22 protein-coding genes and 1 pseudogene are annotated in these 20,833 nt (G+C 60.3%); 8 read left to right on the plus strand and 15 right to left on the minus strand.

Annotated features, from left to right (window positions below):
• Positions 1-251 precede the first annotated feature (251 nt).
• The 3 genes from AC1D06_RS19155 to AC1D06_RS19165 all read left to right on the plus strand — a co-directional run bounded on the left by AC1D06_RS19155 (position 252) and on the right by AC1D06_RS19165 (position 4,040).
• Positions 252-1,475: a calcium-binding protein gene (locus tag AC1D06_RS19155; RefSeq protein ID WP_477987468.1), complete on the plus strand. Its 1,224-nt coding sequence runs from the start codon at positions 252-254 to the stop codon at positions 1,473-1,475.
• A gap of 150 nt (positions 1,476-1,625) precedes the next feature.
• Positions 1,626-2,801, plus strand: a complete 1,176-nt coding sequence (locus tag AC1D06_RS19160; RefSeq protein ID WP_477987469.1) for a calcium-binding protein — start codon at positions 1,626-1,628, stop codon at positions 2,799-2,801.
• A gap of 57 nt (positions 2,802-2,858) precedes the next feature.
• Positions 2,859-4,040, plus strand: coding sequence for a calcium-binding protein (locus tag AC1D06_RS19165; protein ID WP_477987470.1), 1,182 nt, complete (start codon positions 2,859-2,861; stop codon positions 4,038-4,040).
• Between the two features lie 122 nt (positions 4,041-4,162).
• Here the strand turns inward: AC1D06_RS19165 and AC1D06_RS19170 are convergent, their stop codons facing one another.
• Entirely contained in the window at positions 4,163-4,693 is a 531-nt protein-coding gene (locus AC1D06_RS19170) for an EamA family transporter (RefSeq protein ID WP_477987525.1), read from the minus strand.
• A gap of 27 nt (positions 4,694-4,720) precedes the next feature.
• A pseudogene (locus AC1D06_RS19175) lies at positions 4,721-4,864 on the minus strand (DMT family transporter); the annotation flags it as partial.
• Here AC1D06_RS19175 and AC1D06_RS19180 point away from each other — a divergent pair.
• Together AC1D06_RS19180 and AC1D06_RS19185 are read left to right on the plus strand one after the other, a co-directional pair.
• On the plus strand, positions 4,833-5,165 hold the full coding sequence (locus AC1D06_RS19180; RefSeq protein ID WP_477987529.1) for a hypothetical protein: 333 nt from the start codon (positions 4,833-4,835) through the stop codon (positions 5,163-5,165). The pseudogene AC1D06_RS19175 and the gene AC1D06_RS19180 sit on opposite strands and share 32 nt — an antisense overlap.
• A 33-nt stretch (positions 5,166-5,198) precedes the next feature.
• Positions 5,199-5,924: a helix-turn-helix domain-containing protein gene (locus AC1D06_RS19185; RefSeq protein WP_477878674.1), complete on the plus strand. Its 726-nt coding sequence runs from the start codon at positions 5,199-5,201 to the stop codon at positions 5,922-5,924.
• Between the two features lie 592 nt (positions 5,925-6,516).
• On the opposite strand, the gene AC1D06_RS19190 is transcribed toward AC1D06_RS19185, so the two are convergent.
• Both AC1D06_RS19190 and AC1D06_RS19195 read right to left on the minus strand, forming a co-directional pair.
• The gene (locus AC1D06_RS19190; RefSeq protein WP_477878679.1) at positions 6,517-7,221 is read right to left on the minus strand and encodes an NAD-dependent epimerase/dehydratase family protein; all 705 of its coding nucleotides are present in this window, start codon (positions 7,219-7,221) and stop codon (positions 6,517-6,519) included.
• A 124-nt stretch (positions 7,222-7,345) separates the two neighbouring features.
• Positions 7,346-8,221: a LysR family transcriptional regulator gene (locus AC1D06_RS19195; RefSeq protein ID WP_477987471.1), complete on the minus strand. Its 876-nt coding sequence runs from the start codon at positions 8,219-8,221 to the stop codon at positions 7,346-7,348.
• Between the two features lie 93 nt (positions 8,222-8,314).
• Between AC1D06_RS19195 and AC1D06_RS19200 the strand changes: the two genes are divergently transcribed.
• On the plus strand, positions 8,315-8,527 hold the full coding sequence (locus AC1D06_RS19200) for a DUF1127 domain-containing protein (protein WP_477878681.1): 213 nt from the start codon (positions 8,315-8,317) through the stop codon (positions 8,525-8,527).
• Between the two features lie 209 nt (positions 8,528-8,736).
• On the opposite strand, the gene AC1D06_RS19205 is transcribed toward AC1D06_RS19200, so the two are convergent.
• The 3 genes from AC1D06_RS19205 to AC1D06_RS19215 all read right to left on the minus strand — a co-directional run bounded on the left by AC1D06_RS19205 (position 8,737) and on the right by AC1D06_RS19215 (position 11,298).
• Positions 8,737-9,552: a DUF2182 domain-containing protein gene (locus tag AC1D06_RS19205; protein ID WP_477878682.1), complete on the minus strand. Its 816-nt coding sequence runs from the start codon at positions 9,550-9,552 to the stop codon at positions 8,737-8,739.
• A 9-nt stretch (positions 9,553-9,561) separates the two neighbouring features.
• Complete coding sequence (locus tag AC1D06_RS19210; protein ID WP_477878683.1) at positions 9,562-10,203, minus strand: DUF1326 domain-containing protein; 642 nt, start codon at positions 10,201-10,203, stop codon at positions 9,562-9,564.
• 228 nt (positions 10,204-10,431) lie between these two features.
• Positions 10,432-11,298, minus strand: a complete 867-nt coding sequence (locus AC1D06_RS19215; RefSeq protein ID WP_477987527.1) for a LysR family transcriptional regulator — start codon at positions 11,296-11,298, stop codon at positions 10,432-10,434.
• A gap of 68 nt (positions 11,299-11,366) precedes the next feature.
• Between AC1D06_RS19215 and AC1D06_RS19220 the strand changes: the two genes are divergently transcribed.
• Positions 11,367-12,338, plus strand: a complete 972-nt coding sequence (locus AC1D06_RS19220; protein ID WP_477878684.1) for a quinone oxidoreductase family protein — start codon at positions 11,367-11,369, stop codon at positions 12,336-12,338.
• On the opposite strand, the gene soxR is transcribed toward AC1D06_RS19220, so the two are convergent.
• Positions 12,309-12,803, minus strand: a complete 495-nt coding sequence (gene soxR / locus AC1D06_RS19225) for a redox-sensitive transcriptional activator SoxR (RefSeq protein ID WP_477878713.1) — start codon at positions 12,801-12,803, stop codon at positions 12,309-12,311. The two genes, AC1D06_RS19220 and soxR, sit on opposite strands and share 30 nt — an antisense overlap.
• Before the next feature lie 67 nt (positions 12,804-12,870).
• On the opposite strand from soxR, the gene AC1D06_RS19230 reads away from it, so the two are divergent.
• Positions 12,871-14,316, plus strand: coding sequence for an MFS transporter (locus AC1D06_RS19230; RefSeq protein ID WP_477987472.1), 1,446 nt, complete (start codon positions 12,871-12,873; stop codon positions 14,314-14,316).
• Between the two features lie 61 nt (positions 14,317-14,377).
• On the opposite strand, the gene AC1D06_RS19235 is transcribed toward AC1D06_RS19230, so the two are convergent.
• The 7 genes from AC1D06_RS19235 to AC1D06_RS19265 are packed head-to-tail and all read right to left on the minus strand — an operon-like array spanning position 14,378 to position 20,793.
• Positions 14,378-15,142 carry an IclR family transcriptional regulator gene (locus AC1D06_RS19235; protein ID WP_477987473.1) on the minus strand — a complete coding sequence of 255 codons (765 nt, stop codon included), beginning with the start codon at positions 15,140-15,142 and terminating at the stop codon, positions 14,378-14,380.
• A 43-nt stretch (positions 15,143-15,185) separates the two neighbouring features.
• Entirely contained in the window at positions 15,186-16,124 is a 939-nt protein-coding gene (kce, locus tag AC1D06_RS19240; protein WP_477987475.1) for a 3,5-dioxohexanoate:acetyl-CoA acetone transferase, read from the minus strand.
• A gap of 25 nt (positions 16,125-16,149) precedes the next feature.
• Positions 16,150-17,163 carry a branched-chain amino acid ABC transporter permease gene (locus AC1D06_RS19245; RefSeq protein WP_477987476.1) on the minus strand — a complete coding sequence of 338 codons (1,014 nt, stop codon included), beginning with the start codon at positions 17,161-17,163 and terminating at the stop codon, positions 16,150-16,152.
• The gene (locus AC1D06_RS19250; RefSeq protein WP_477987477.1) at positions 17,163-18,026 is read right to left on the minus strand and encodes a branched-chain amino acid ABC transporter permease; all 864 of its coding nucleotides are present in this window, start codon (positions 18,024-18,026) and stop codon (positions 17,163-17,165) included. The genes AC1D06_RS19245 and AC1D06_RS19250 overlap by 1 nt, the downstream gene beginning before the upstream one ends.
• A gap of 2 nt (positions 18,027-18,028) precedes the next feature.
• On the minus strand, positions 18,029-18,733 hold the full coding sequence (locus AC1D06_RS19255; protein ID WP_477987478.1) for an ABC transporter ATP-binding protein: 705 nt from the start codon (positions 18,731-18,733) through the stop codon (positions 18,029-18,031).
• Positions 18,726-19,457, minus strand: coding sequence for an ABC transporter ATP-binding protein (locus tag AC1D06_RS19260; RefSeq protein ID WP_477987479.1), 732 nt, complete (start codon positions 19,455-19,457; stop codon positions 18,726-18,728). The genes AC1D06_RS19255 and AC1D06_RS19260 overlap by 8 nt, the downstream gene beginning before the upstream one ends.
• A gap of 49 nt (positions 19,458-19,506) precedes the next feature.
• Positions 19,507-20,793 (minus strand): ABC transporter substrate-binding protein, encoded by a 1,287-nt coding sequence (locus AC1D06_RS19265; RefSeq protein WP_477987480.1) that lies wholly within the window; start codon positions 20,791-20,793, stop codon positions 19,507-19,509.
• Positions 20,794-20,833 lie beyond the last annotated feature (40 nt).

Raw genomic sequence — 20,833 nt, forward strand, 5'->3', positions numbered from 1 at the left:
ATAATATACTGTTCTCCGCTCGCTTTTGGGCAAAATCGCCAAGCTTCCTGGTCGAAAACGCAAAGATGAACCGGGCCAATTGTGCTCTTCTTAGGACGATGATTGCTCGCAGAGCGCTTCCTACGCCCACAGCGCCAACCCGCTGAGGATTGGAAGGCGTGTGAGCAGAAACTTATCCGATAGAGGCGCCGCCACGTCTCGCCTCTGCTTCGAGCGTTGGCGGCAACCCAGATCTCCAGGAAGTGGACGCAATGAGCAAATATGTTTTGGACCACAATCTCACCAAGACCCTCACACTCAGCAGCAAATATGACGAATGGGATATTCCCAACTCGGTAAAAATCGCTGTCTCCGCTTACAGCGACATCATGGTCCCCGAGGGGGTCGGTTTCATCAAACTGTCGATCGACGGCGACCTTCTGCAATCGGCGGCGGATACCACCGGCGATGCCGCGGTCCAAGTCTATGGAAGCAACAATAGTATCGAGGTCGGTAAGGATGCGGAGATTCATGGCGTGGGCATCGCGTCAATATTGCTGGCTGGCGGCGAGAATACAGTCGGCAATTCGGGCAAGATCTATAACACGTCTGAAAAAGGGTATGCGATTGCTGCGACAGAATCGAGCTCCATTGTCAACAACGGATTGGTACAAAGCGCAAATTTTGGTGTCGCCTTTACTGGCGGCGTAATGAAAAACCTGTCGCTTGGGACGATTAAAGCTTCAAACGCGGCAGTGGTTGTCGGCGACGATACCAATAGCAACAGCATCGGCAAGGCAACGATTATCAGCGATGGGACGATCAGCTCCGCCAATTTGGCGATAGACGCGCATTACCACAGCAACGCCGTCAAGATCGTTGATCACGGTTCGATTACGGGAGATATCATTCTCAGCAATTACGATGATGTGATTGATGTCCGCAGCGATAATAAACTGAGCGGCGAGATTTCCGGGCTTGAAGGCGACGATATCTATATGGTGTCCAGCCAGAAGACGCATATCACCGAGCTTGCCAACGGTGGCACCGATACCGTCAAATCGACGGTGAGCTACCATCTCGGCGATGAGTTGGAAAACCTCGTTTTGCTCGGCAAAGCCAACCTGAGTGGAACGGGCAACGAGCTTGATAATCACATCACCGGAAACGCCGGAGCCAATTCGCTCGATGGCGGTGCCGGCGTCGACTACCTCGACGGCGGCAAGGGCGCCGACATGTTGACCGGCGGTCTGGACGCGGACCGATTTGTCTTCCGCACCGGCAACGGCATCGACACCGTCACCGACTTCACCAAGGGCATGGACTATATCGACGTCGATGGCGTCAAGGGCTACGGCAGCTTTGCCGATCTATCTTCGCACATTACCCAGCATGGGGCGAACACATGGATCGACTTCGATCAGGGTCAAAGACTGGTACTTGACCATGTCACGGCAACCACACTGACGGCCGACGACTTCGAATTCAACATCTAGAAATCGTCCGGCACCGCCCACGCGCATCTCGCTACAAGCCTTTGAGGCGATAGTCGCGCCTGCTGTCCGAATGGACACCACGACCCGCGGCTTTGCCTTTCAGCAAAATCTAAAGACCAGACCATTCAGGCTTCTAAGGAGGCGACCACCATGCCGACATACCGCATCAAGCACGACAGCAACACGGAACTGACGATCAGTACGACCCATTCCAACTGGATCATCGAGGCCGGTGTAACGCTGGCGGTCAAGGACCAAGCCGCCATTTTCTTCGACATAGGCGATGACTCCAACACGCTGAACATATTCGGTGAGGTGATCGGCAAAGGCGAGAAGGGCGTAGGTCTGGACTGCTACGGCGAGGATACGGCGATCACCATCGAAAAGGGTGGCTCGATTTCCGGGTTTGAAGGTATTGCCAATTACCGGGACGGAAATCATTACGTGAATGATGGTGCTATCGAGGCTAAAGACATCGGCTTTGATTCCACCGGCGCCGTTCACTTTGTCAATAGCGGAACTCTTGGGGCAAGCGCGGAAAACGCCTTTATCAGCGCAGCCGSCAGCACCGTCATCAATAAGGCCGGCGGGGTGATCCAGGGCGTCAATTTTGGGCTGGAATTCACCGGTTCAGGGGCGACGAAAATCATCAATGACGGAAGCATCATTGGGGGGGCCGCCCTGCACGATAATGACGACGGCCGTGTGAAAATCGTCAATCATGGCAAGATCACGGGCCTCGTCTATCTCGGAAACGGCAATGATTTCCTCGATACGCGCAGCGGAACCGTGCATGGCGAAGTCGATGGATCCGGAGGCAACGACACCTATCTCGTGTCGAGCCAGAATGTCGACATCGTGCAAAGCAGTGGCGGCGGCAACGATACGGTCAAATCGACCGTAAGTTACATTCTCGGCGAGAATATCGAAATGCTGGTCCTGCTCGGCAAGGGCAACACCACCGGGCAAGGCAACGATTCAGACAATCACATCACCGGCAATGCCGGCAATAACACGCTCTCCGGCGGAGCAGGGCTGGACTTCCTCAATGGCGGAAAAGGCAATGACATACTGACTGGCGGCGCCGACCAGGACAATTTTGTCTTCGTCAAAGGCAACGGTGTCGACACCGTTACCGATTTCGTTCACGGCTCCGACTACATCGATATCCTGAAATTCTCCGGGATCACGGATTATTCGAGCCTCCAGTCCCATATCAGCCAGCACGGTTCGGACACCTGGATCACCCTTGGCGACGGCGACAAGCTGATCCTGCACGCCGTCAATTCCACGACGCTGACTGCGGACGACTTTGTCTTCAGTTGATGCCGAAGACCGGCAACTTGCAAAACCAAAACCCCCCTGAAAAATGAGCGAACCGTCATGACCACCCACACGATCAAGCAGAACAGCCATGATCAATTGGCAATCAAAACCGCGGGCGACAGCTGGATCATCATGGCGACCGCCACCCTGAAGGACGCGACCGACGAGCCGGTCATCCTGCTTTATCCCGAGGCATCTTCGAATACGCTAGATATCTCCGGCACGGTCTCCGGGACAGGCGAGCACGGCTATGATATTGGGGTGGCTGGCAACGACAATCAGATCACGATCGAAAAAGGTGGCGAGCTCACCGGCGATGTTGGCCTCATCAATCAGGCGACCGGCACGTCCCTCATAAACAACGGAACGATCGACCCGAAATTTGCGGCCATCGATTCGTTAACCAGCATCGATCTGACGAATTCCGGCTCTATCGCTTCCGGTTCCGGCGACACGATTGCTATGGCGGCGGGAGGCACGATCGTCAACACCTCTTCGGGGACGATCACCAGCCGGAACAACACCGCTCTCGATATCCGCGGGGGAGCGTCCGTCGTGACAACGCTGATCAACGAGGGCGAGATCCACGGCCCAACGGCGGTGTTTGACACCTCGGACAAAATGAAAATCGTCAATCATGGCACGATCGTCGGAGATATCCTGCTCGCCGGTGGCCGTGACCTTGTCGATACACGCGGCGGAACTGTGCATGGCGAGATCGAAGGTGGGCTTGGAAACGATACCTTTATTGTTTCAAGCCAGGCAATCGATATTTCGGAAAGCGCCGGGCAGGGAACCGATACGGTAAAATCGACGGTCAACTACACGCTGGGCGACAATATCGAGCAGCTCATCTTGCTCGGCACCGGTGGTCTTACCGGTCACGGCAATGCGCTGGACAATCACATCACCGGCAGTATGGGCAACGATACGCTCTACGGCGAAGCTGGCCTGGATGTCCTGAATGGCGGCAAGGGAAACGACACCCTGACCGGCGGCGACGATCAGGATACTTTTCAATTCAAAAAGGGCAACGACATCGATACCATCACCGATTTTACCCACGGGTCGGACTATATCGCCATACTGAAGTTTGCGGGGATCACCAACTATTCTAGCCTTCAGTCCCATATCAGCCAGCATGACGCAGATACCTGGATCACCTTTGGCCACGACAAGCTGATCCTGCACGCCTTTGATTCCACGACGCTGACGGCGGACGACTTTCTCTTCAGTTGATGCCGAAGGTCGGCAGCATGCGAAACAAAAATCTCCTGAAGAATGAGAGAACAGCCCCGGGGTCGAAATGCAAAGACCCCCGTGGCGCGCAGAACCTGCGGAAAACGATCGATATGGGGCAATCATCGTTCTGGGGGCAGGGGGACCACTTGGTCCCATGCGCCATCTATCGAGCCAGACGAGGCTTTGCCCGCCCGCAGATCGTAGAAAATCGAGCAGGCAACCAGGATGCCTCCGAATACCGTGGCGAGAGCTGGAATGTCTCCGAATGCAAGCCACACCCAGAGCGGTGCCAGAGGCATTTCGAGTGCGCTGATCAACATGGCCCGGCCAGCGGCCACCCGGGAGGCGCCGGCGAGATAGCAGGGCAGTGCGATCGCCATCGTGGCGACGCCGAATCCCGCCAGCCAGAACGCATCCGCTGCCGTTATGGAAAAATTCGCGCCCTGCATATGGCCGAGCGGCAGAACGATGAGACCAGCCGTCGCCGAGGCGAGCAATGACATCACCAGCGCCGGCACGTCGCTGCCGCGAGCGGCCACGGTCATCAGAGAAAGAGAGAGCGTCATCAAAAGAGCGAGTGCGTCGCCAAAGCTTGTTCCGACCTCGAGCGAGTGGAAGACGGTAAGACTTACGCCCAGCAACGCAATCATGGACGCTATCAGGGTTTTCCGAGCCATTCTTTCATGCCGCCAAACCCAGGCGATCGCGGCGGTCGTGAGAGGCGCGGCTGCATATATGATCGAGATATTGGCGACAGCAGTATATTTGAATGCCGCAAGATAGGTGACCGTGCCGAAGCTGCTGAAGGCGATGACAGCCATGCTGACGGCCGATTTTCCATCGTTGGCCACGGGAGCCGCGCGAGGTAAGAGCAACCACGAAGGCAAGGGCAATCGTGCCGAAGAAATTCCGCCAGAAAATCATCGCCCAGAGATCGATGGGCGCTTTGCGGGTAAAAAAGCCTGCCGAGCTGAACGCCACGGCCGAAAGGACGAGGAGAGCTATGCCTCGGACGATATCAAAGCCTTGCATTTTCATGGGAGCCGTCATCGCTGCATCCTTGTTGTGATGCCTGCAAGTTTGATCCCATCCGCGCCCGCGATGTTTCAGAAATTCCTTTAGCATCGAGCCYGTGCTTGCATCTATAACGATGGCATGACCGCTATTCCTGCACATTCAGCTTCGCCTGAGAAAAACATCTCCCCGGTTTCGCTGGCCGAACTGGGTGCCCTGATCGGTGACCCCGTGCGGGCGGCGATCCTTATGGTCTTGAGTGACGGCACGACACGGCCCGCGGGGGAACTGGCCTTCCTGGCAGGCGCTTCGCCACAGGCGGCAAGCCCGCACCTTGCCCAACTGGTCGATGGCGGACTGCTGGCCGTTGAGAGGCAAGGGCGACACCGCTTCTATCGCCTGGCGTCTGGAGAAATCGCCGAGATCATCGAAAGCTTGTCCAATTGGGCGAGCCCTCCTGTTCACCGGGTCCGGCACGATGCTGCTCTGTGCCATGCGCGACTTTGCTATGATCATCTTGCAGGGAGGCTCGGGGTGAGGCTGCTCGATCGTCTTTCGGAGCGAAACCTGCTGGTGCTCAAGCCCGATGGTCTCGATTTCAGCGAGGCAGGCCAAGCCTGGTTCGAGCGGCATGCGCAACATCCGCTGCCGCCGCCGTCAAAACAGAGAGCGCGGGTGAGGCTTTGCCTGGATTGGACGGAAAGGCGCAATCATCTTGGCGGCTATCTCGGCGCCAAGCTGACGGAAATGATGCTGGACCGGGGATATCTGGTTCCGGGTTCGAAGCGCCGTACCATCACCGTGACATCCGCTGGCGCTCGCTTCTTCTGCGATGAACTGGGCATTGAGGCTGACGCATTGGTGTAGCCGGCAACGCACCCGGCAAGCGAGGATCATTATCGAACTGCCAACAAAATGCGGCCTGGGGCGCAAGCGCCGGGCCAGATTGTTGAGCGCGAGCGCAATCTCCGCCGCGTTCCAGCCGTTCTCACGGGCTTCGTCGACCATTTCCAGGAAGCGGTCTTCGATCGAGTCCTCGCAGTCCATTAGACGTCTTCATAGGGCATCAGGTGTCGTTGTGGGTTCATGGTGACCCCTGAAACCAACAACGATGTCGGGAATCGCGAGTTCCACGAGCGCTTTGCCCGTGACGTATTTTCCGCGAAATTGCAGACGGAGCCGGGCCGTTTTTCGAGAAACTGATGTGAAGGTCGAGAGAGGTGGGGCCGCCTCGGCGGTTGGGTAACGAGCCTGAAAAGCATCGACCGTGAAGCCAGCCCCATGCCTGAACGACCGACGACCCCTCGCGTTCCAGCGTGTAAGCGAGAAATTGCCCCCGTTGCAAAAAGGCCGCTTCTGTTGGGGCACGGAAACGAACCGCCGTCGCTCGACGCTCTGCGCACGGCGCGGCGAGCAAGCGATCTGAGCGAATCCTGGAAATCGCGTGGGATATTTCCAGTCACACCTCGTGCCTGACAGGAGACCAGGCAAGCATGAATTTTGCTTTGGCGTTGGAGACCGGGCCCCCGTCGTCGACGATGTTGAAGGTGCCGAAAACCGTCGCTTTCGCCGCCAGCAATGCGGCGCGCGCTGCATCGTCGACATGCGGCACTGTCGAACCGGACGGCGCGTCGCTGCCTGTTTCCGGCCCGTAAAGCAGGCCATAGCGCAGGACCGTGCCGGCAATACCAACTGTTTCAAGCGTCAGCTGCTCCAGCGTCCGGACTGCGGCAGCACTTTCCTGCAGCGGCATCTCTTCCGTGATCGATGGGGCCGCCGGCTGATAGACCCAGGCGATGCTTTGCGCGATCATTCTTTCCGCACCGGCCGCAACGGCGGCGTCGACCAGGTTTTTCGTGCCGATTTCTCTGAGGCGTGCATTGCGGCGACGGCCTTCTTCCATCTGCGCTGGGTCGAGGCCGAAGGGCAAGTCGGTCAACTGATGGATGATGATCCGCGGCTTCGCCATGGCCACCGCCGTTTTCAGTGCCTCGGTATCGAAGACATCGACAACCACCGGGATCGCGCAGGCTTGGCGAATGCCGTCCTGGCGGTCAGGTTTTCGCGTCGTGCCATAAACCGCAAAACCTGCCTGCACGAGCATCGGCAGCAACTTGCGTCCAATCGCGCCCGTGGCGCCGGCCAAAAAGACGGTGTCTGCCATTGCGGATTCCCCCAATTCTTCGTCTCGGCCTGGGCATATGGCCTTTCACGGAGAGCATTTCAATTTGGGCTCAAGCGTGCCGGCGCTTGCGCCTGTCACTCGCAAGCCTGCACAGGATGACGTATCACTGCTGATGCTCGCGCAACTGTTTGATGATCTCGCGCAGCCCACGTGTCAGATGTTTGTCTCGACGAATTGCCAGGCCCAACTGTCGCGTCAATGTGGGGCTTACCGGTGACGTCCTCAAACCATGGGCTCGTTCCGGCCTGAGAGCCATGGCAGGAAGCAAGGACCATCCCAATCCCGCGGAGACAAGCTCCTTTATCGCTTCCACGCTTCCAAATTCCATCTTCGGTTCAGGTCGGATTCCCGCTGCTGTGAACCAGGCGTCCGTGGCCGCGCGGGTGTTGCCGCCGTCGTAAAGCATCAGTGTCTTGTCGGCTAAAAATGCCGCGTCCGGCCCGCCTTCCGGCATCTGGCTTCCCTCGGGTGCGACGGCGAGAAACTCCTCGACGTAAAAGGGGTCGATATCCAGGGATCGGCCGGATGCGGGAAGGGTGACCACGGCGAGATCGAGCGTGTTCATCTCTAGGTCGCGCAATATCTCATCGGTGTTGCCGATCCGAACGACAATTTCCAGGCCCGGCATCCGCTGCTTGGCTGCGGCGACGGCGCGCGGAAGAAGATGGATGGACGCGGTGCCGCCGCTGCCGATCCTCACGCGACCAACGCCACCGTCGCGATAGGGAGCCATCGCGTCTTCAGCTGCGGAGCATTCACTGAGAATCCGTCTCGCATGGACGACAAAATCAAGCCCTGCCGGCGACGGCTGCGCACGTCGGCCGATGCGCTCGATGAGCTTCACGCCCAGCCGCTGCTCCAGGAGCTTGATCTGCAGACTCACCGCCGGCTGCGTCAGGCCGATCCGTTGTGAAGCTGCGGTGAAGCTTCCAAGTTCCGCGACAGCCAAAAACGTTGCGATGTGGTCGAGATTCAACACCAAAGATATCCTTATGAATTGCATTTAATCCATAAGGGATGTCTCTGGCTTCGGCCAGTGATATTTCCACTCTGTTGCGAAACGGGGGCTGACATGGCGTTGGATTTGGAAAGCACTCAAATGGTCCGGAAGCTATCAAAAGGCATTCGCGCCATCTGTGCCATTGCCGTCCGGATCCGCAATCGGCGGGGAAGAAGATTGCCCCGCCTGACCGATCTCTCCGACGACCAGCTCAAGGACATCGGCGTCATTCGTGCGGAACTACGAGAACACTCTTCCAGGTCATGGTTCTGGGACGCCAACTGAAAGCCCGCTTGCGGCAAAGTCCGTTCCCGGCGCGAAGCTGCCGACCAGCGTGTCCCAGCTGCAGTCGTCTTCGATAGTGTAATCCAGGCCATGTACATCGATTCCATCAACAACGAGCGCGCCAAGCTTGGATTGTCGGCTTGGCAAGCGAAGAAGGGACCTATCCTGGCCCAGTAGAAAGGGATCACGGCGTGGAGTAGATGGTTTCGTCAGAAGCCGCTTGCCGTTTTCACCAGCAGAGACAGYCCGGCGACAAGAAGCACGGCCGCCATCAACTGTGACAGCCGCCTTCCGCCGGGCGCCAGTTTCTCCACTGCGACATAGAGCGTGATGGCGACGATCCACCAGATGTTCATAATGCCGCCAACGAACAACAACGCCATCAGGGCCCAGCAGCAGCCGAGGCAATAGCGGCCGTGGACAAGTCCCATGCGGAATGCTGCCGCACGCCCGGTCCGTCGATGATGCGTCAGCGCCTCGACCGGGCCGCGACAGTGCGCCAGGCAGGCGGCTTTCACCGGAGTCAGTTGATAGAGACCGGCGCCGATCAGGACCACCGCCGCCAGCGTGGTGGTCGCGAGGTTCATATACATCGCCGATATCAGCCCGCTTGCCGCGAGCACGCCCTGTATCAGCGTCGCCGCCAGGCTGAACACCGCCCATACGGAGAGATAGCCGGAGAGAAATTCAAGTGCCCCCAGGGCGCCGCGGTGACGATGGAGAGCCCCATAGAGAAGGACGACGGGCGAGGCGCTCGGCAGCATCATCGCGACCATCATCAGCCACCACATGAAGAAGATGACAGCAGCGTAGCGAAGCGTCCAGACATAGGGGCTGACCATATCCGGCGCACCGGAGAGGAGCGCGCCTGCCGGTCCGGTTTGCAAGGACATGCCGATCGCGGACATGCCCGTTCCACCGCCTTCAAGGATGAACCAGGCTGAAAGGGTGACGCCAACTAGGAGCGCCGCGATGACAATCAGGCGGTCACGGGTAAGGATGCGTTCGACACCCGACTGGTCCACGGTCCGACCTCAGGCTGCGTGATCGATAACGCCTTGGCCGTTCATATATATCCGGCAGATATGTGCATGTGTGTTGTTGCTCTTCTCGAGCGAAATCGCACCAGAGGTGCGCGTCGTGCCACTGGCCATTTCGGCGACGCGGTATTCGAAGCCGTGCGGCAGGTTGATGCGTGCCCGATGTTCGGCGCCCGTCACCGGATTGCGGATCGGCTCGACCGTCAGATCGAAGACGTCAGGCACCCGGACATGTCCTGTTCGCCCATCCATATCGATCTCAGCGTCGATCGGCTTGGACAGTATTTCGAGCTTGTTCGGCGCCATCTTGCTGAAGACCCAGAACATGGTCGCCATGTCCTCGGTGTCGCCGCCGGACACGATCGTCGCCACCGCGTCGCGTTGCTCCGGCGTGGCGCTCGAATCCACCACCAACTGCACCGTTCCGTTGCCGAGATGGATTGGACCGGGCCATTGCGCCGTCAAGGCGAATTTGATGCCGTCCAGGCGAACCGAGCCATGATGGCCTGACTTCACGATGAAACCCACGGCGGCCTCGCAATTGCCGTGTGTGGGCAGTGAATTGAACTGGCACGGGCATCCAAAATCGCAATTGCAATTCGCCATTTCCAGCCCGTCGATTTCCCAAGGCGTCATGACTGTCTCCCCTCGAAAATCGGTCTTGATGACCGCTAATACAGTTATCACTAATCTTTCCGGCGCGATAGTGGAACAAGCGGCATCCCTCGGCGATGATCGTAAATTCCCGATCGGGCCGGCACCGTTGAAGACTATTTCTGGATGTTGTGAGATCTGAAACTTCCGTTCGCCCCGGATAGATTGCAGGCCGTCCGCAGCACGCGAGCGGTCCCGGTTGTTGGCAAACTATCTTCCGAAGGTGCTTTTCAACGCCTCCATGACGGTGCGAACCGCCGGCAGGTCCTTGATCTCCGCGTGAACCACCAGCCAAACTTCCCGTCTCAGCGGGTTGTCGTCCTTGATCCGTACGAGACCATCCGTGTCCGCCACGGCGAAATCGGGCAGCAGGACGACACCACCGCCAAGCTTGGCGGTTGCGGCCTGGAATTCCAGAACGGATGATTTCACCGCGATCGGCCGGCCGGCCGCAAGTTCGATGAGACGTGCCTGCTGTGGCGAAGCACTCATGCTCTCGTCGTAGCCGATGAAGGTCCATTCGGATGGCGGAACGGCCTCAAGATAGGACCTCGATGCGTAGAGGTGGAAAGCGATCTCTCCGAGCTTGGTGATGGTATAGTCRCCTTCTTCCGGCCGCGACAGCCGCACCGCAATGTCGGCCTCCCGCCGATTGAGCGAGGCGAGCCGCTTCTCGCCGACAAGCGTGATCTCTATGCCCGGATAGGCTTGCCTGATGGCGACCAAAGGTCTCGCCACCAGCACGCTCGATAGAGCGGGTGGGGCGCTGATCCTGACATGGCCCTGCATCTCTGTGGCGCTACTGCGGCCAAGCTGTTCGATCGCGGCGGTCTGCAAGGCGACAAGCGCCGCATGCCTGGCAACCCGCTCTCCGTCGGCGGTCAGGCTGACGCGCCGCCCGCGGCGGTCGATGAGCTTGCGCCCCAGCCTGCCTTCAAGCGAGGCGACGCGCCGGCTGATCGTCGCGTGCTCGACGCCGATCTGTTTGGCCGCGCCGAGGAACGTTCCCGCCTGGGCAAGCGCCAGGAAATGGCGCAAGTCGTCCCAGTCCATATGTGTGAATTCCTTCCCATCCATTGTGAGACAATAGGGAATTTTCACACATCTGCCCAGGGAATAATCTGCGTGCGAAAAGGAGATCAGGGATGACCGACCAAATCGTATTGCTGAACGCACCCGGCGACATCAGCCAGTTTCGGATTGAGGATCAACAGACGAGCCCTCCCGGTGAGGGCGAGATCAAGATCCGTCATCAGGCCATCGGCACGAACTTCCTCGATGTTTATCACCGCAAGGGCGTCTACGTGCTGCCATCCTATCCCGCCGTGATCGGCGCCGAGGCCGCGGGTGTGGTGGAAGCCGTCGGTCCTGATATCGCCGACTTCAAGCCGGGCGACCGCGTCGCCTATGCGGGACCGCCTGTCGGCGCCTATTGCTCGACGAGGAACATTGCGGCGGAGAGGGTGGTGCGGCTCCCCGATACGGTTTCTGCCAAGACAGCCGCGAGTTCGCTGCTCAAGGGCATGACCGCTTATATGCTGCTGAAGAAGACCTATGAGCTTGGTGACGGAAGCACTGTGTTGATCCACGCGGCTGCGGGTGGGCTTGGCAGCATTCTCGTTCGCTGGGCCAGGTCGCTTAACGCCACCATCATCGGCACTGTCAGCACAGCTGAAAAGGCGGCACTTGCCCAATCCTATGGAGCAGACCATCTGATTGTTGGACGAGGAGCCGATATCGTCGCGGACGTCAAGCAAATGACAGGCGGGATCGGCGTCGATGTCGCCTATGACGGAATTGGCGGCGACATGCTGATCAAAAGCATCCGTTCGGTCCGGCCTTTCGGCATGGCGGTCACGATCGGCCAGGCTGCCGGCCCGATCCCGCCCGTCCCGGTCGAGGAGCTCCGGCCGGGCAAGTCGCTCTCGCAACCCAGCATCATGGCATGGTGCGCCGACATCGGGCGCTATCGCGAGGCCGCCCATGCGGCAATCCGCGCCATGGAGACGGGCATCGTTTCCGAGATCAGCGACGAATACAGCCTGGCAGACGTTGCGAAGGCGCATGAGGACATTGAGGCGGGACGATCAGCCGGCAGTATTCTGCTGATCCCTTAGCGCGGATGCCTGTTCATCCAAACTCTCACCGTCGACGAGCATCCGGGCGCCGGCACCTTCCAGGGCCAGCCGGTCATCTGGATTGACCAGCGGGCAGCGGTTGACACTCAGGCAGCCGCAGCCGATGCACAGCGCCATCTTGTCACGCAATGCGGTCAACAGATTGATTCTGCGTGTGAGATCGTTGTGCCAAGCCTCTGAAATGCGAGCCCAATCCTCGGTGTCGGGCATCGACTCCGTCGGCAGATGCGACAGCGCGGCGGCGATTTCAGCCAGCGGAATGCCGACACTCTGCGCTACCTTGATCACGGCCACGCGACGCAGCACCTCGCGGCGATAGAGCCGGTGGTTGCCGCTGGTTCTTTCCGCCGCAATCAGCCCCTTGCGCTCGTAGAAATGCAGCGTCGAGACCGGCAGGCCACTGCGCCGGGCAACCTCTCCGACCGACAGAACGCTTTTCGCCATTTGAATTTGCCTCTTGACCTCAACCAATGTTGAGGTTGTAGCACTGTGCTCTCAGAAGGAGCAAGGCATGACGGATGGAGTGGAGAGCGGGAGGATGGCGGGCGCCTTCGTGCCGTGGCGGGAATTCTTGATCGGTTCGCATCTGGGGCCGCTGGCTTTGGTCTGTCTTGCCGTCTGGCTGCATGCGGCAGACAGCATGATCATGGCGACGATGCTGCCCGTCATCGTCGACGATATCGGCGGCAGCGCCTTCATCGGCTGGTCCGTGTCGCTCTATGAAATCGGCTCGATCGTTGCCGGTGCTGCGAGCGCCTTGCTGACCATGCGGCTGGGGCTGAGACGGCCGATGAGCGCTGCGGCGCTGCTGTTCGGCTGCGGCTGTCTCGCCAGCGCCTTCAGCCCCGACATGCCGCTGATCCTGGTGGGCCGGGCGCTACAAGGGCTGGGCGGTGGCGGCTTGGTGGCGATGTCGTTCATTGCCGTCAATTCTCTGTTTGCCCGCCGCTACACGGCGCGCGCCATGGCAACCGTGTCGATGCTCTGGGGTCTCTCGGCCTTCCTCGGGCCGCTCGTGGGCGGGGTGTTCGTGGAATATGCGACATGGCGCTGGGGATTCGGCTTCTTTGCCTTGCAGGGTTTTGCCCTGGCGGGCTGGATCGCGCTCAGGCCAGGTACCGAAAAAGTGTCTGATGTCGATGCGGTGCCGAGCCTGCCGCTTGGCCGTCTGGCGCTTCTCTGCCTGGCAGTCGTGCTTATATCGCTGGGCAGCATCGAAACCGGCTTTCTTCGCACCGCGGCGGTGGCCTGTGCAGGCCTGATAGCACTGGGGTTGTTCTTCTGGCTTGACGGACGCACGGGGGAGAGAAGGCTGTTTCCAATGCGGACACTCGATCCCCGCAGCACTCCGGGTGCAGCTCTGTTGCTGATCCTGGCAATATCGATTGCGACGACGGCGATCACAGCCTTTGGCCCGCTGCTGCTGATCCGCATCCACGGCATCTCCCCCATGGAAGCGGGTTATATTCTGGCCTGCTCGTCGATCGGCTGGACGATCATGGCGGTCCTGGTCAGCGGATCGCCGGAGCGGCGCGACCGAGTGCTGATTGCCTGCGGTATCGCCATGACGGTCGCCAGCATCCTGGGCTTTCTCTATGCCGTCCCCAATGGCCCCGCTTGGCTCAATGCTGTCTTCGCCCTGATGGAAGGCGGCGGTCTCGGCATGGCCTGGACCTTCCTCCTGCGCTTCACCACATCGCGTGCAGCGCCCGCCGAGGCCAAGCGCATTTCGGGCGCCGTGCCCACCATGATGCGCCTCGGCTATGCGCTGGGCTCCGCCTATCTCGGATGCGTGGCCAATGCCGCCGGCATGCAGTCGCTTGCCGTGCCGGAGGAGGCGATACGTGTCGCGCGCTCGATATTTCTGGGCGGCCTGCCGTTCGGGGCGCTTGCGCTGATTGCGCTGGCCGCTTTGACGCGCCGTTCCATGAGCGGGGAAAGCCGCCGAGACCGATAAGTCATCGCACAGAGGATGATGGCTCTGCCGTAAGGCCGACCGAGACCGGCAAGGTAGCTGCTCAGCGGCCATTGTCAGTCAGTTCGAGCCGCGCGATCTGCTTCATGGTTTGCAGCAGGTTCTCGGCAAGCCGTGTCTCCTCGAGCCGGAACCTTGAACTCGGCGTCGGCAGCGAGACGGCATAGAGGTCGCCCTGGCGATCGAAGAAGGCAGCACCAACGGCAGAGATGCCGTCCGTGTGCTCGTCACGGTCGAACGCAACTCCGCTGTCACGGACATCTTCCAGTTCCCGCAGCAACGTGACCTCGGCTTCCTTCGTGACGCTTTCGTTGTCCAGGATGGCACGCAACTGCTTCTCGGCCATCTTGGCCAGGCAGGCTTTTCCGTTGGCGGTGTCGGTCAATGGAAAGGTCTCGCCCACCTGGGAGACGGTGCGCAGACGGTGGGTGCCCGCTATCTGATCAAGGAAGACAAGCCGCTTGCCGCGCAATACCGCAAGATCCACGGTCTCCTTGGTGCGCTTGCCGAGATCGACCAGAAAGGGTCGGAGTTTTTCCGCCATGTCGATCTTGGCGGCGTCGGCCAAGGCTGCAAGCTGAGGCCCGAGCCGGATGCCCCGGTCGGGACTTGCGGTGATGACGAACTGCTCCGACTRCAGCGCTCCGACAATGCGTTGCACGGTCGATCGCGGCAGGTCGACGCGTTCGGCGATCTGGCCAAGGCTCAGGCCGTCGTTCTCGTTCTTCAGCGCCCTCAGGATGGCGGCAGCACGTGCAATCACCTGGATGCCCGAGCGGCTGTCAGCGTCTTTTTCGTTCGTATCCATCACGTCTTTCCAATCGACGGCCTCTAACATTTGCTGGGCGAAATCAGAAGCCTACCAGATCGCCGCCCTTGAGACCAAGAAGCTGCCGGGCTTCGGCGGGCGTTGCAATTTCATGCCCGAGTTCTTCGAGAATGCGTCTCACTTTGGCGACCTGCTCGGCATTGGACGCCGCGAGCTTGCCGCGGCCGATATAGAGCGAGTCTTCGAGACCGACGCGAACGGAGCCGCCGAGCATGGCGCTCTGCGTGGCGAACGGCATCTGGAAACGCCCCGCGGCGAGCACCGACCATTTGTAGTCCGAACCGAACAGCCGATCCGCGGTCCGCTTCATGAACATCAGATTGTCCATGTCAGGACCGATGCCGCCGAGAATACCGAAGATCATCTGTACGAAAAAGGGTGGTTTGACGAGCTTGCGATCGACGAAATGCTCCAGGTTGTAGAGATGGCCGACGTCATAGCATTCATGCTCGAACTTGGTGCCATGTTCCTCGCCAAGCAGTTTGAGGATGCGCTCGATGTCCCTGAATGTGTTGCGGAAGATGAAGTCGTCGGTGCCGCGGAGATAGGCTTCCTCCCAGTCGTATTTCCACGACGAATAGCGATCCGCCAGCGGATAGATGCCGAAATTCATCGATCCCATATTGAGCGAGCACATTTCCGGCTTGGCGACCAAAGGCGCAGCGAGACGCTGTTCGACCGTCATGTTGAGACCGCCGCCTGTGGTCACGTTGATGACCGCGTCGGTCGCCTGCTTGATGCGCGGCAGGAATTGCATGAAGACTGCGGGGTCGGGCGTTGGCCGGCCATCGTCGGGATTGCGCGCATGCAGGTGCAGGATCGACGCCCCGGCCTCCGCCGCCTCGATCGACTGGCGTGCAATATCCTCGGGCGTGAATGGCAGCGCGTCCGACATTGTCGGCGTATGGATACCTCCGGTCACCGCGCAGGTGATGATCACTTTCTTGGAGAGGTCGGCCATGAGTTGTTCCTTTCGTATTCGGATGTCAGTCGGCGCCGTAGACGACATGGCGGCGGATCGGCACCAGCGTGATCCCGGTCTTTTCCGTGAACATGCCCCAGATGCCGCGTGGGGCCTTGAGCATGATGGCGATCGCCACCGCACCGAGGACAAGCAGGTAGGTCGTGCCCAGATCGGCGAGCGTCTCGCGCAGCAGGAAGAACAGCACGGTGCCGATGATCGGCCCCTCGATCGTGCCAATGCCTCCGATCACGGCGATGAATATCACATAGGCCGTCCAGTCGTTGACGCTGAAGGCGGCGTCAGGTGAGATACGAAGCTTTTGCAGGAAGATGAATGCGCCGATCATCGACGTCACGGCGGAGACGCAGACGTAAACGGCCAATTTCGTCCTGCCTCCGCTGATGCCGAGACTGTCGGAGGCGACCTCGCTGTCGCGGAGCGCCGTCAAAGCCAAGCCCGTTTTGGATCGTAGGAGCAGCACCACGAAAATCAGGGTCCCCGCGGCGAGGGCCAGCCCGGTCCAATAAATCATCATCTCGCGCAGTTCGCGGTTCTTGGCGACGTGTGTGATCACCGATGTGGGCAGGCTCGACCCCGATCCGCCGCCCAGTACGGAGACCTGGGCGAAGGAGAGACGGAAGACTTCCGCCAAAACCCATGTTCCGATGGCGAAATAGGCGCCTTGAAGCCGGAAGAGCAGGGGAGCGATCGGCAGTGCCAGAACTGCGGCAACCGCGCCGGCGATCACGATGGCGAGGAGAGGATGGATGCCCAGGAACATTGCCAGAGCAAACAGCATATAGCCGCCGAATCCCACCCAGGCCTGTTGGCCTACCGATACCAGACCGGTGAAGCCTGCCAGAAGGTTCCACAGGCATGCCAGCGCCATGAAGGAATAGACCTCACCAAGCAGCCGGACATTGGCTCGTCCAGCCCACCAAGGCGCTGCGATCAACGCCACGAGGATCACGACGAACAGTGCGGTGCCGAAGCGGCTCGATAGTGTTGAGCGGCGTATTTCGAAAGCCTGGGCCATCAATCCATCCTCGGGAAGAGACCGCGGGGCCTGATCGCCAGAACCGCGAAGAAGACAAGGTGTCCGGCGAGCACTTGCCAGCCCGGCGAAATCTGCGCGCCGATCGCCTGGGCGACGCCGAGCACCACGCCGCCTGCGAGTGTGCCCCAGAGATTGCCGAGGCCGCCGATGATGACGGATTCGAAGCCGAAGATCAGCCGTGTCGGGCCGGAGGCTGGATCGAAATTGGTGCGGATCGCGAGAAAAATGCCGGCAATGGCGACGACCGCGGCCGACAGCGCCATGGCCATCCCGAATACATGGCCGCGGTCGAGCGCCATGACCTGAGCCATTTCGGCGTCGTCGGATGTCGCCCTGAAGGCGCGGCCGAGCTTCGTCTTGAAGAACAGCCATTCGAGCCCAAAGATCAGTGCGACGGAAACCGCAAACATGAGAAGCGGCAGGACGCCAACATTCAATCCCGGCAGGAGGGCTATGCTGGCGGTTTCGATCGGTCCGGCAGCCAGCCGGCGGCTGTCGGCGGTGAAGCCGGCAAGCAGCCCGTTCTGGATGATGACCGATATGCCGAACGTGACGAGGAGAGGAGAAAGCAGGTCCTTGCCGATCGTCGGGTTAAGCAGAAACCGCTGCATCGCATAGCCGATGACGGCCATCAGCGGCACGACCAGAACCGCCGATAGCAGCGGATGCAGTCCTGTCAGGTTGACCACGACCATGGCAATGTAGGCCGCGAGCACAATCAGGTCGCCATGCGCGATATTGACGAGCCGCATGACCCCGAAAATCAGCGACAGTCCCGCCGCGAAGAGCGCGTAGAGGCCGCCGAGCATGATCCCTTGCAGGAGCGCGTTGATCCAATCCATAGCTAGGTTCCAAAATAGGCGGCGGTGATTTCCGCGCGCGAAAATGTCTTCGGTTCGCCGGCGAGCGAAACCTTGCCCTCCTGCATGCAGACGAAGCGGTGGGCAAAGGCGAGCGCCCGGCTGACGTCCTGCTCGACCAGGATGACGGATACGCCTGTGCCGGTGATCGAGGGAAAGGCCGCGTAGATGTCATTGATGATGACCGGGGCCAGGCCGAGCGATATCTCATCGAACAGGATCAGTTCCGGATTGGCCATCAGCGCGCGCCCGATGGCGACCATCTGTTGCTGACCGCCCGACAGCGCGGTTCCCGCATTCTTCCGCTTTTCCTTCAGTACGGGGAAGAGGTCATAGACAGTATCGAGTATCCAGGGTCCGGGCCGGCCGCGCTCCCCGCCGATCACAAGGTTTTCTTCCACCGTCAGCGATCTGAAGAGCCGCCGGCCTTCGGGAACCAGAGCGATGCCGCGGCGCGCGACCAAGTCGGGCCGCATCCCGCCGATCGCCTCGCCCTTGAAGTGGATCATGTCGCGCGCCGAGGGCACGAGGCCCATGATCGAGCGGATCAAGGTGGATTTGCCCGCACCGTTCGCGCCGATCAGCGAAACGACCTCGCCCTGGAAGACGTCGAGGCTCACGCCGAAAAGCGCCTGGAAGTCGCCGTAAGCTGCCTTGAGGTTGCGGAGGGACAGGATGGGCTCAGGCATGCGCTTCACCTTCCATGCCCATATAGATTTCCGCGACCACCTTGCTCGCCATCACGGTCTGCGGCTCGCCTTCGGCTATCTTTCTGCCGAAATCGATGACGGCGATCCGGTCGACGATCGCCGTGAGCGCATGGACGACGTGCTCGATCCAGATGATCGACACGCCCTGAGCCCGGACCTCCCGGATTGCCGCGACGAGTTCCTTGCATTCGGGTTCCGTCAGGCCGCCGGCGATCTCGTCGAGCAGCAGGAGCTTCGGATCGCTGGCCAGGGCGCGGGCCATCTCCAGGCGCTTGCGTTCGAGAAGCGTGAGCGTGCCCGCGAGCGCGTTCGCCTTGCGCTTCAATCCCGTGAGTTCGAGGATTTCGACCGCCTTCGCCGCGCTGTCGCGTTCGGAGCGCTGCCGTCCGAAGGCGGCGCCGATCAGCACGTTTTCGTAGGTCGTCATGCCGACGAAGGGATGCGGAATCTGGAACGAACGGCCGATGCCGAGATGGCAACGGGTCCGCGCCGGAAGCCGGGAAACATCCCGGTCGTCGAAGACGATCCGGCCGGAATCCGGCGCGACCGTGCCGGAGATCAGCCCGAAGATCGTGGTCTTGCCCGCGCCGTTGGGACCGATAATGCCCAGCGCTTCGCCCGCTTCCAGCGACAGCGACACGTGGTCGGTGACCTGAAGCTGGCCGTAGCGCTTGCAGACGGAATCCATTTCGACAATTGGCACGTTTCAGGCTCCGGTGGATTTCGCCGCCCCATCCCGGGGCGGGGCGTGATCAGCCAAGCAGCTGCAATTGGCCGCCGACCGGGATTTCCGGTGCCGTCTTGTTTGTGGTGATCACAAGCGCGGCCTTGCCGTCGACCTTCTGCCATTGGCCTGCCACGAGCGGCGTCTTGGTGACATTCTTCACAGGCCCCTTGGACCAGTCAACAGGACCGACAATGGTCTTGAGATTGGTCGATTTTATCGCCGCGACGATCGCAGCCGCATCGCCGAGATCCGAGCACCGCTTGACGACGTCGGCGACGACTTCGAAGAGGGCGTGCTTGAAGCCGATGGGCTGCGTCCACGGCCGTGAGGTCGCCGTCACATAGCCTTCCGCCAGCGCCTTCGAGCTTTCGCCTGTCAGGCTGGACGAGAACGGATGGTTCGGCGACCACCAGATTTCCGACGACAGGCCGATGCCTCTTTCGCCCAGCGACGCGATGACCGAAGGGAAAAGCAGCGCCTTGCCGATGGTGACGATCTTCGGCTTCAGGCCTTGCTGGCCCGCCTGGCTCCAGAAGGTGGCGAAGTCGGGAGGGATCATGTTGCCCGTGACGATCTCCGCGCCTGCCGACTTGAACGCCAAAATCTGCGAGGTGAAGTCGTCGTTCATCGGCTGGTAGCGGCCCGGATCGGTCAGCTTGTAGCCCGCTTCGCTGAGCGGCTTGGGGAAGCCGCGCTCCTTGTCGCCCCAGGCATTGCCATCCGCATCGTTCGGGAACAGGCCGCCGACGCTTTTGCCGACGCCGGGATGATCCCAGAGCGATAGGAAGGCGCCGATGACGTCCTCGAGGCCCCAGAAGAAATGATAGGTGTTTTCAAAACCTTCCGCCGGGTTGCCGTTGCGGCCGAAAAAATAGGGCTGCCACGGGCAGTCGGTGGTGATGCAGGGCGTTCCGTTGGCTTCGGCCTGGTCGGAGACCGGATTGACCGTGTCCGGCGTCGAGGCGGCGACGATGATGTTGACCTCGTCCTTCAGGATCAGGTCGGCGGCCACTTCGGCGGCTCGGTTGGGGTTCGACTGGCTGTCCTTGGAGATCACCTCCACGGTCCAGGATTTGCCGTTGTTCTCGATCCCAGAGAGCGCCTTCTTCACGCCCGCCAGCACGTAGTCATTGGCTTCAGCGAAACCCGCCAGCGGCCCGGTGACAGGGCTGACATGGCCGACCTTGATCACCGGATTGTCGGCATAGGCCTGTGTGAAATGCAGGATAGCGGGTGCAGCGAGCATTGCCGCCGCTCCCTTGAGCACTGCGCGGCGGTTGATCTTTCCATTCAGTGTGAGATTTCTTTGCATGAATTCCTCCCAGATTTTCACTCGGTTGTCGCCGCGCGCC

The organism is Rhizobium sp. P2_G2, from assembly GCF_056403555.1.

Bases quoted from the DNA above. Each gene is read 5' to 3' on its own strand.
- AC1D06_RS19155 (WP_477987468.1), top strand. From the start codon at position 252: ATGAGCAAATATGTTTTGGACCACAATCTCACCAAGACCCTCACACTC.
- AC1D06_RS19165 (WP_477987470.1), top strand. From the start codon at position 2,859: ATGACCACCCACACGATCAAGCAGAACAGCCATGATCAATTGGCAATC.
- AC1D06_RS19170 (WP_477987525.1), bottom strand. From the start codon at position 4,693: ATGATTGCGTTGCTGGGCGTAAGTCTTACCGTCTTCCACTCGCTCGAG.
- AC1D06_RS19185 (WP_477878674.1), top strand. From the start codon at position 5,199: ATGACCGCTATTCCTGCACATTCAGCTTCGCCTGAGAAAAACATCTCC.
- AC1D06_RS19190 (WP_477878679.1), bottom strand. From the start codon at position 7,221: ATGGCAGACACCGTCTTTTTGGCCGGCGCCACGGGCGCGATTGGACGC.
- AC1D06_RS19200 (WP_477878681.1), top strand. From the start codon at position 8,315: ATGGCGTTGGATTTGGAAAGCACTCAAATGGTCCGGAAGCTATCAAAA.
- AC1D06_RS19210 (WP_477878683.1), bottom strand. From the start codon at position 10,203: ATGACGCCTTGGGAAATCGACGGGCTGGAAATGGCGAATTGCAATTGC.
- AC1D06_RS19220 (WP_477878684.1), top strand. From the start codon at position 11,367: ATGACCGACCAAATCGTATTGCTGAACGCACCCGGCGACATCAGCCAG.
- soxR (WP_477878713.1), bottom strand. From the start codon at position 12,803: ATGGCGAAAAGCGTTCTGTCGGTCGGAGAGGTTGCCCGGCGCAGTGGC.
- AC1D06_RS19230 (WP_477987472.1), top strand. From the start codon at position 12,871: ATGACGGATGGAGTGGAGAGCGGGAGGATGGCGGGCGCCTTCGTGCCG.
- kce (WP_477987475.1), bottom strand. From the start codon at position 16,124: ATGGCCGACCTCTCCAAGAAAGTGATCATCACCTGCGCGGTGACCGGA.
- AC1D06_RS19245 (WP_477987476.1), bottom strand. From the start codon at position 17,163: ATGGCCCAGGCTTTCGAAATACGCCGCTCAACACTATCGAGCCGCTTC.
- AC1D06_RS19250 (WP_477987477.1), bottom strand. From the start codon at position 18,026: ATGGATTGGATCAACGCGCTCCTGCAAGGGATCATGCTCGGCGGCCTC.
- AC1D06_RS19255 (WP_477987478.1), bottom strand. From the start codon at position 18,733: ATGCCTGAGCCCATCCTGTCCCTCCGCAACCTCAAGGCAGCTTACGGC.
- AC1D06_RS19265 (WP_477987480.1), bottom strand. From the start codon at position 20,793: ATGCAAAGAAATCTCACACTGAATGGAAAGATCAACCGCCGCGCAGTG.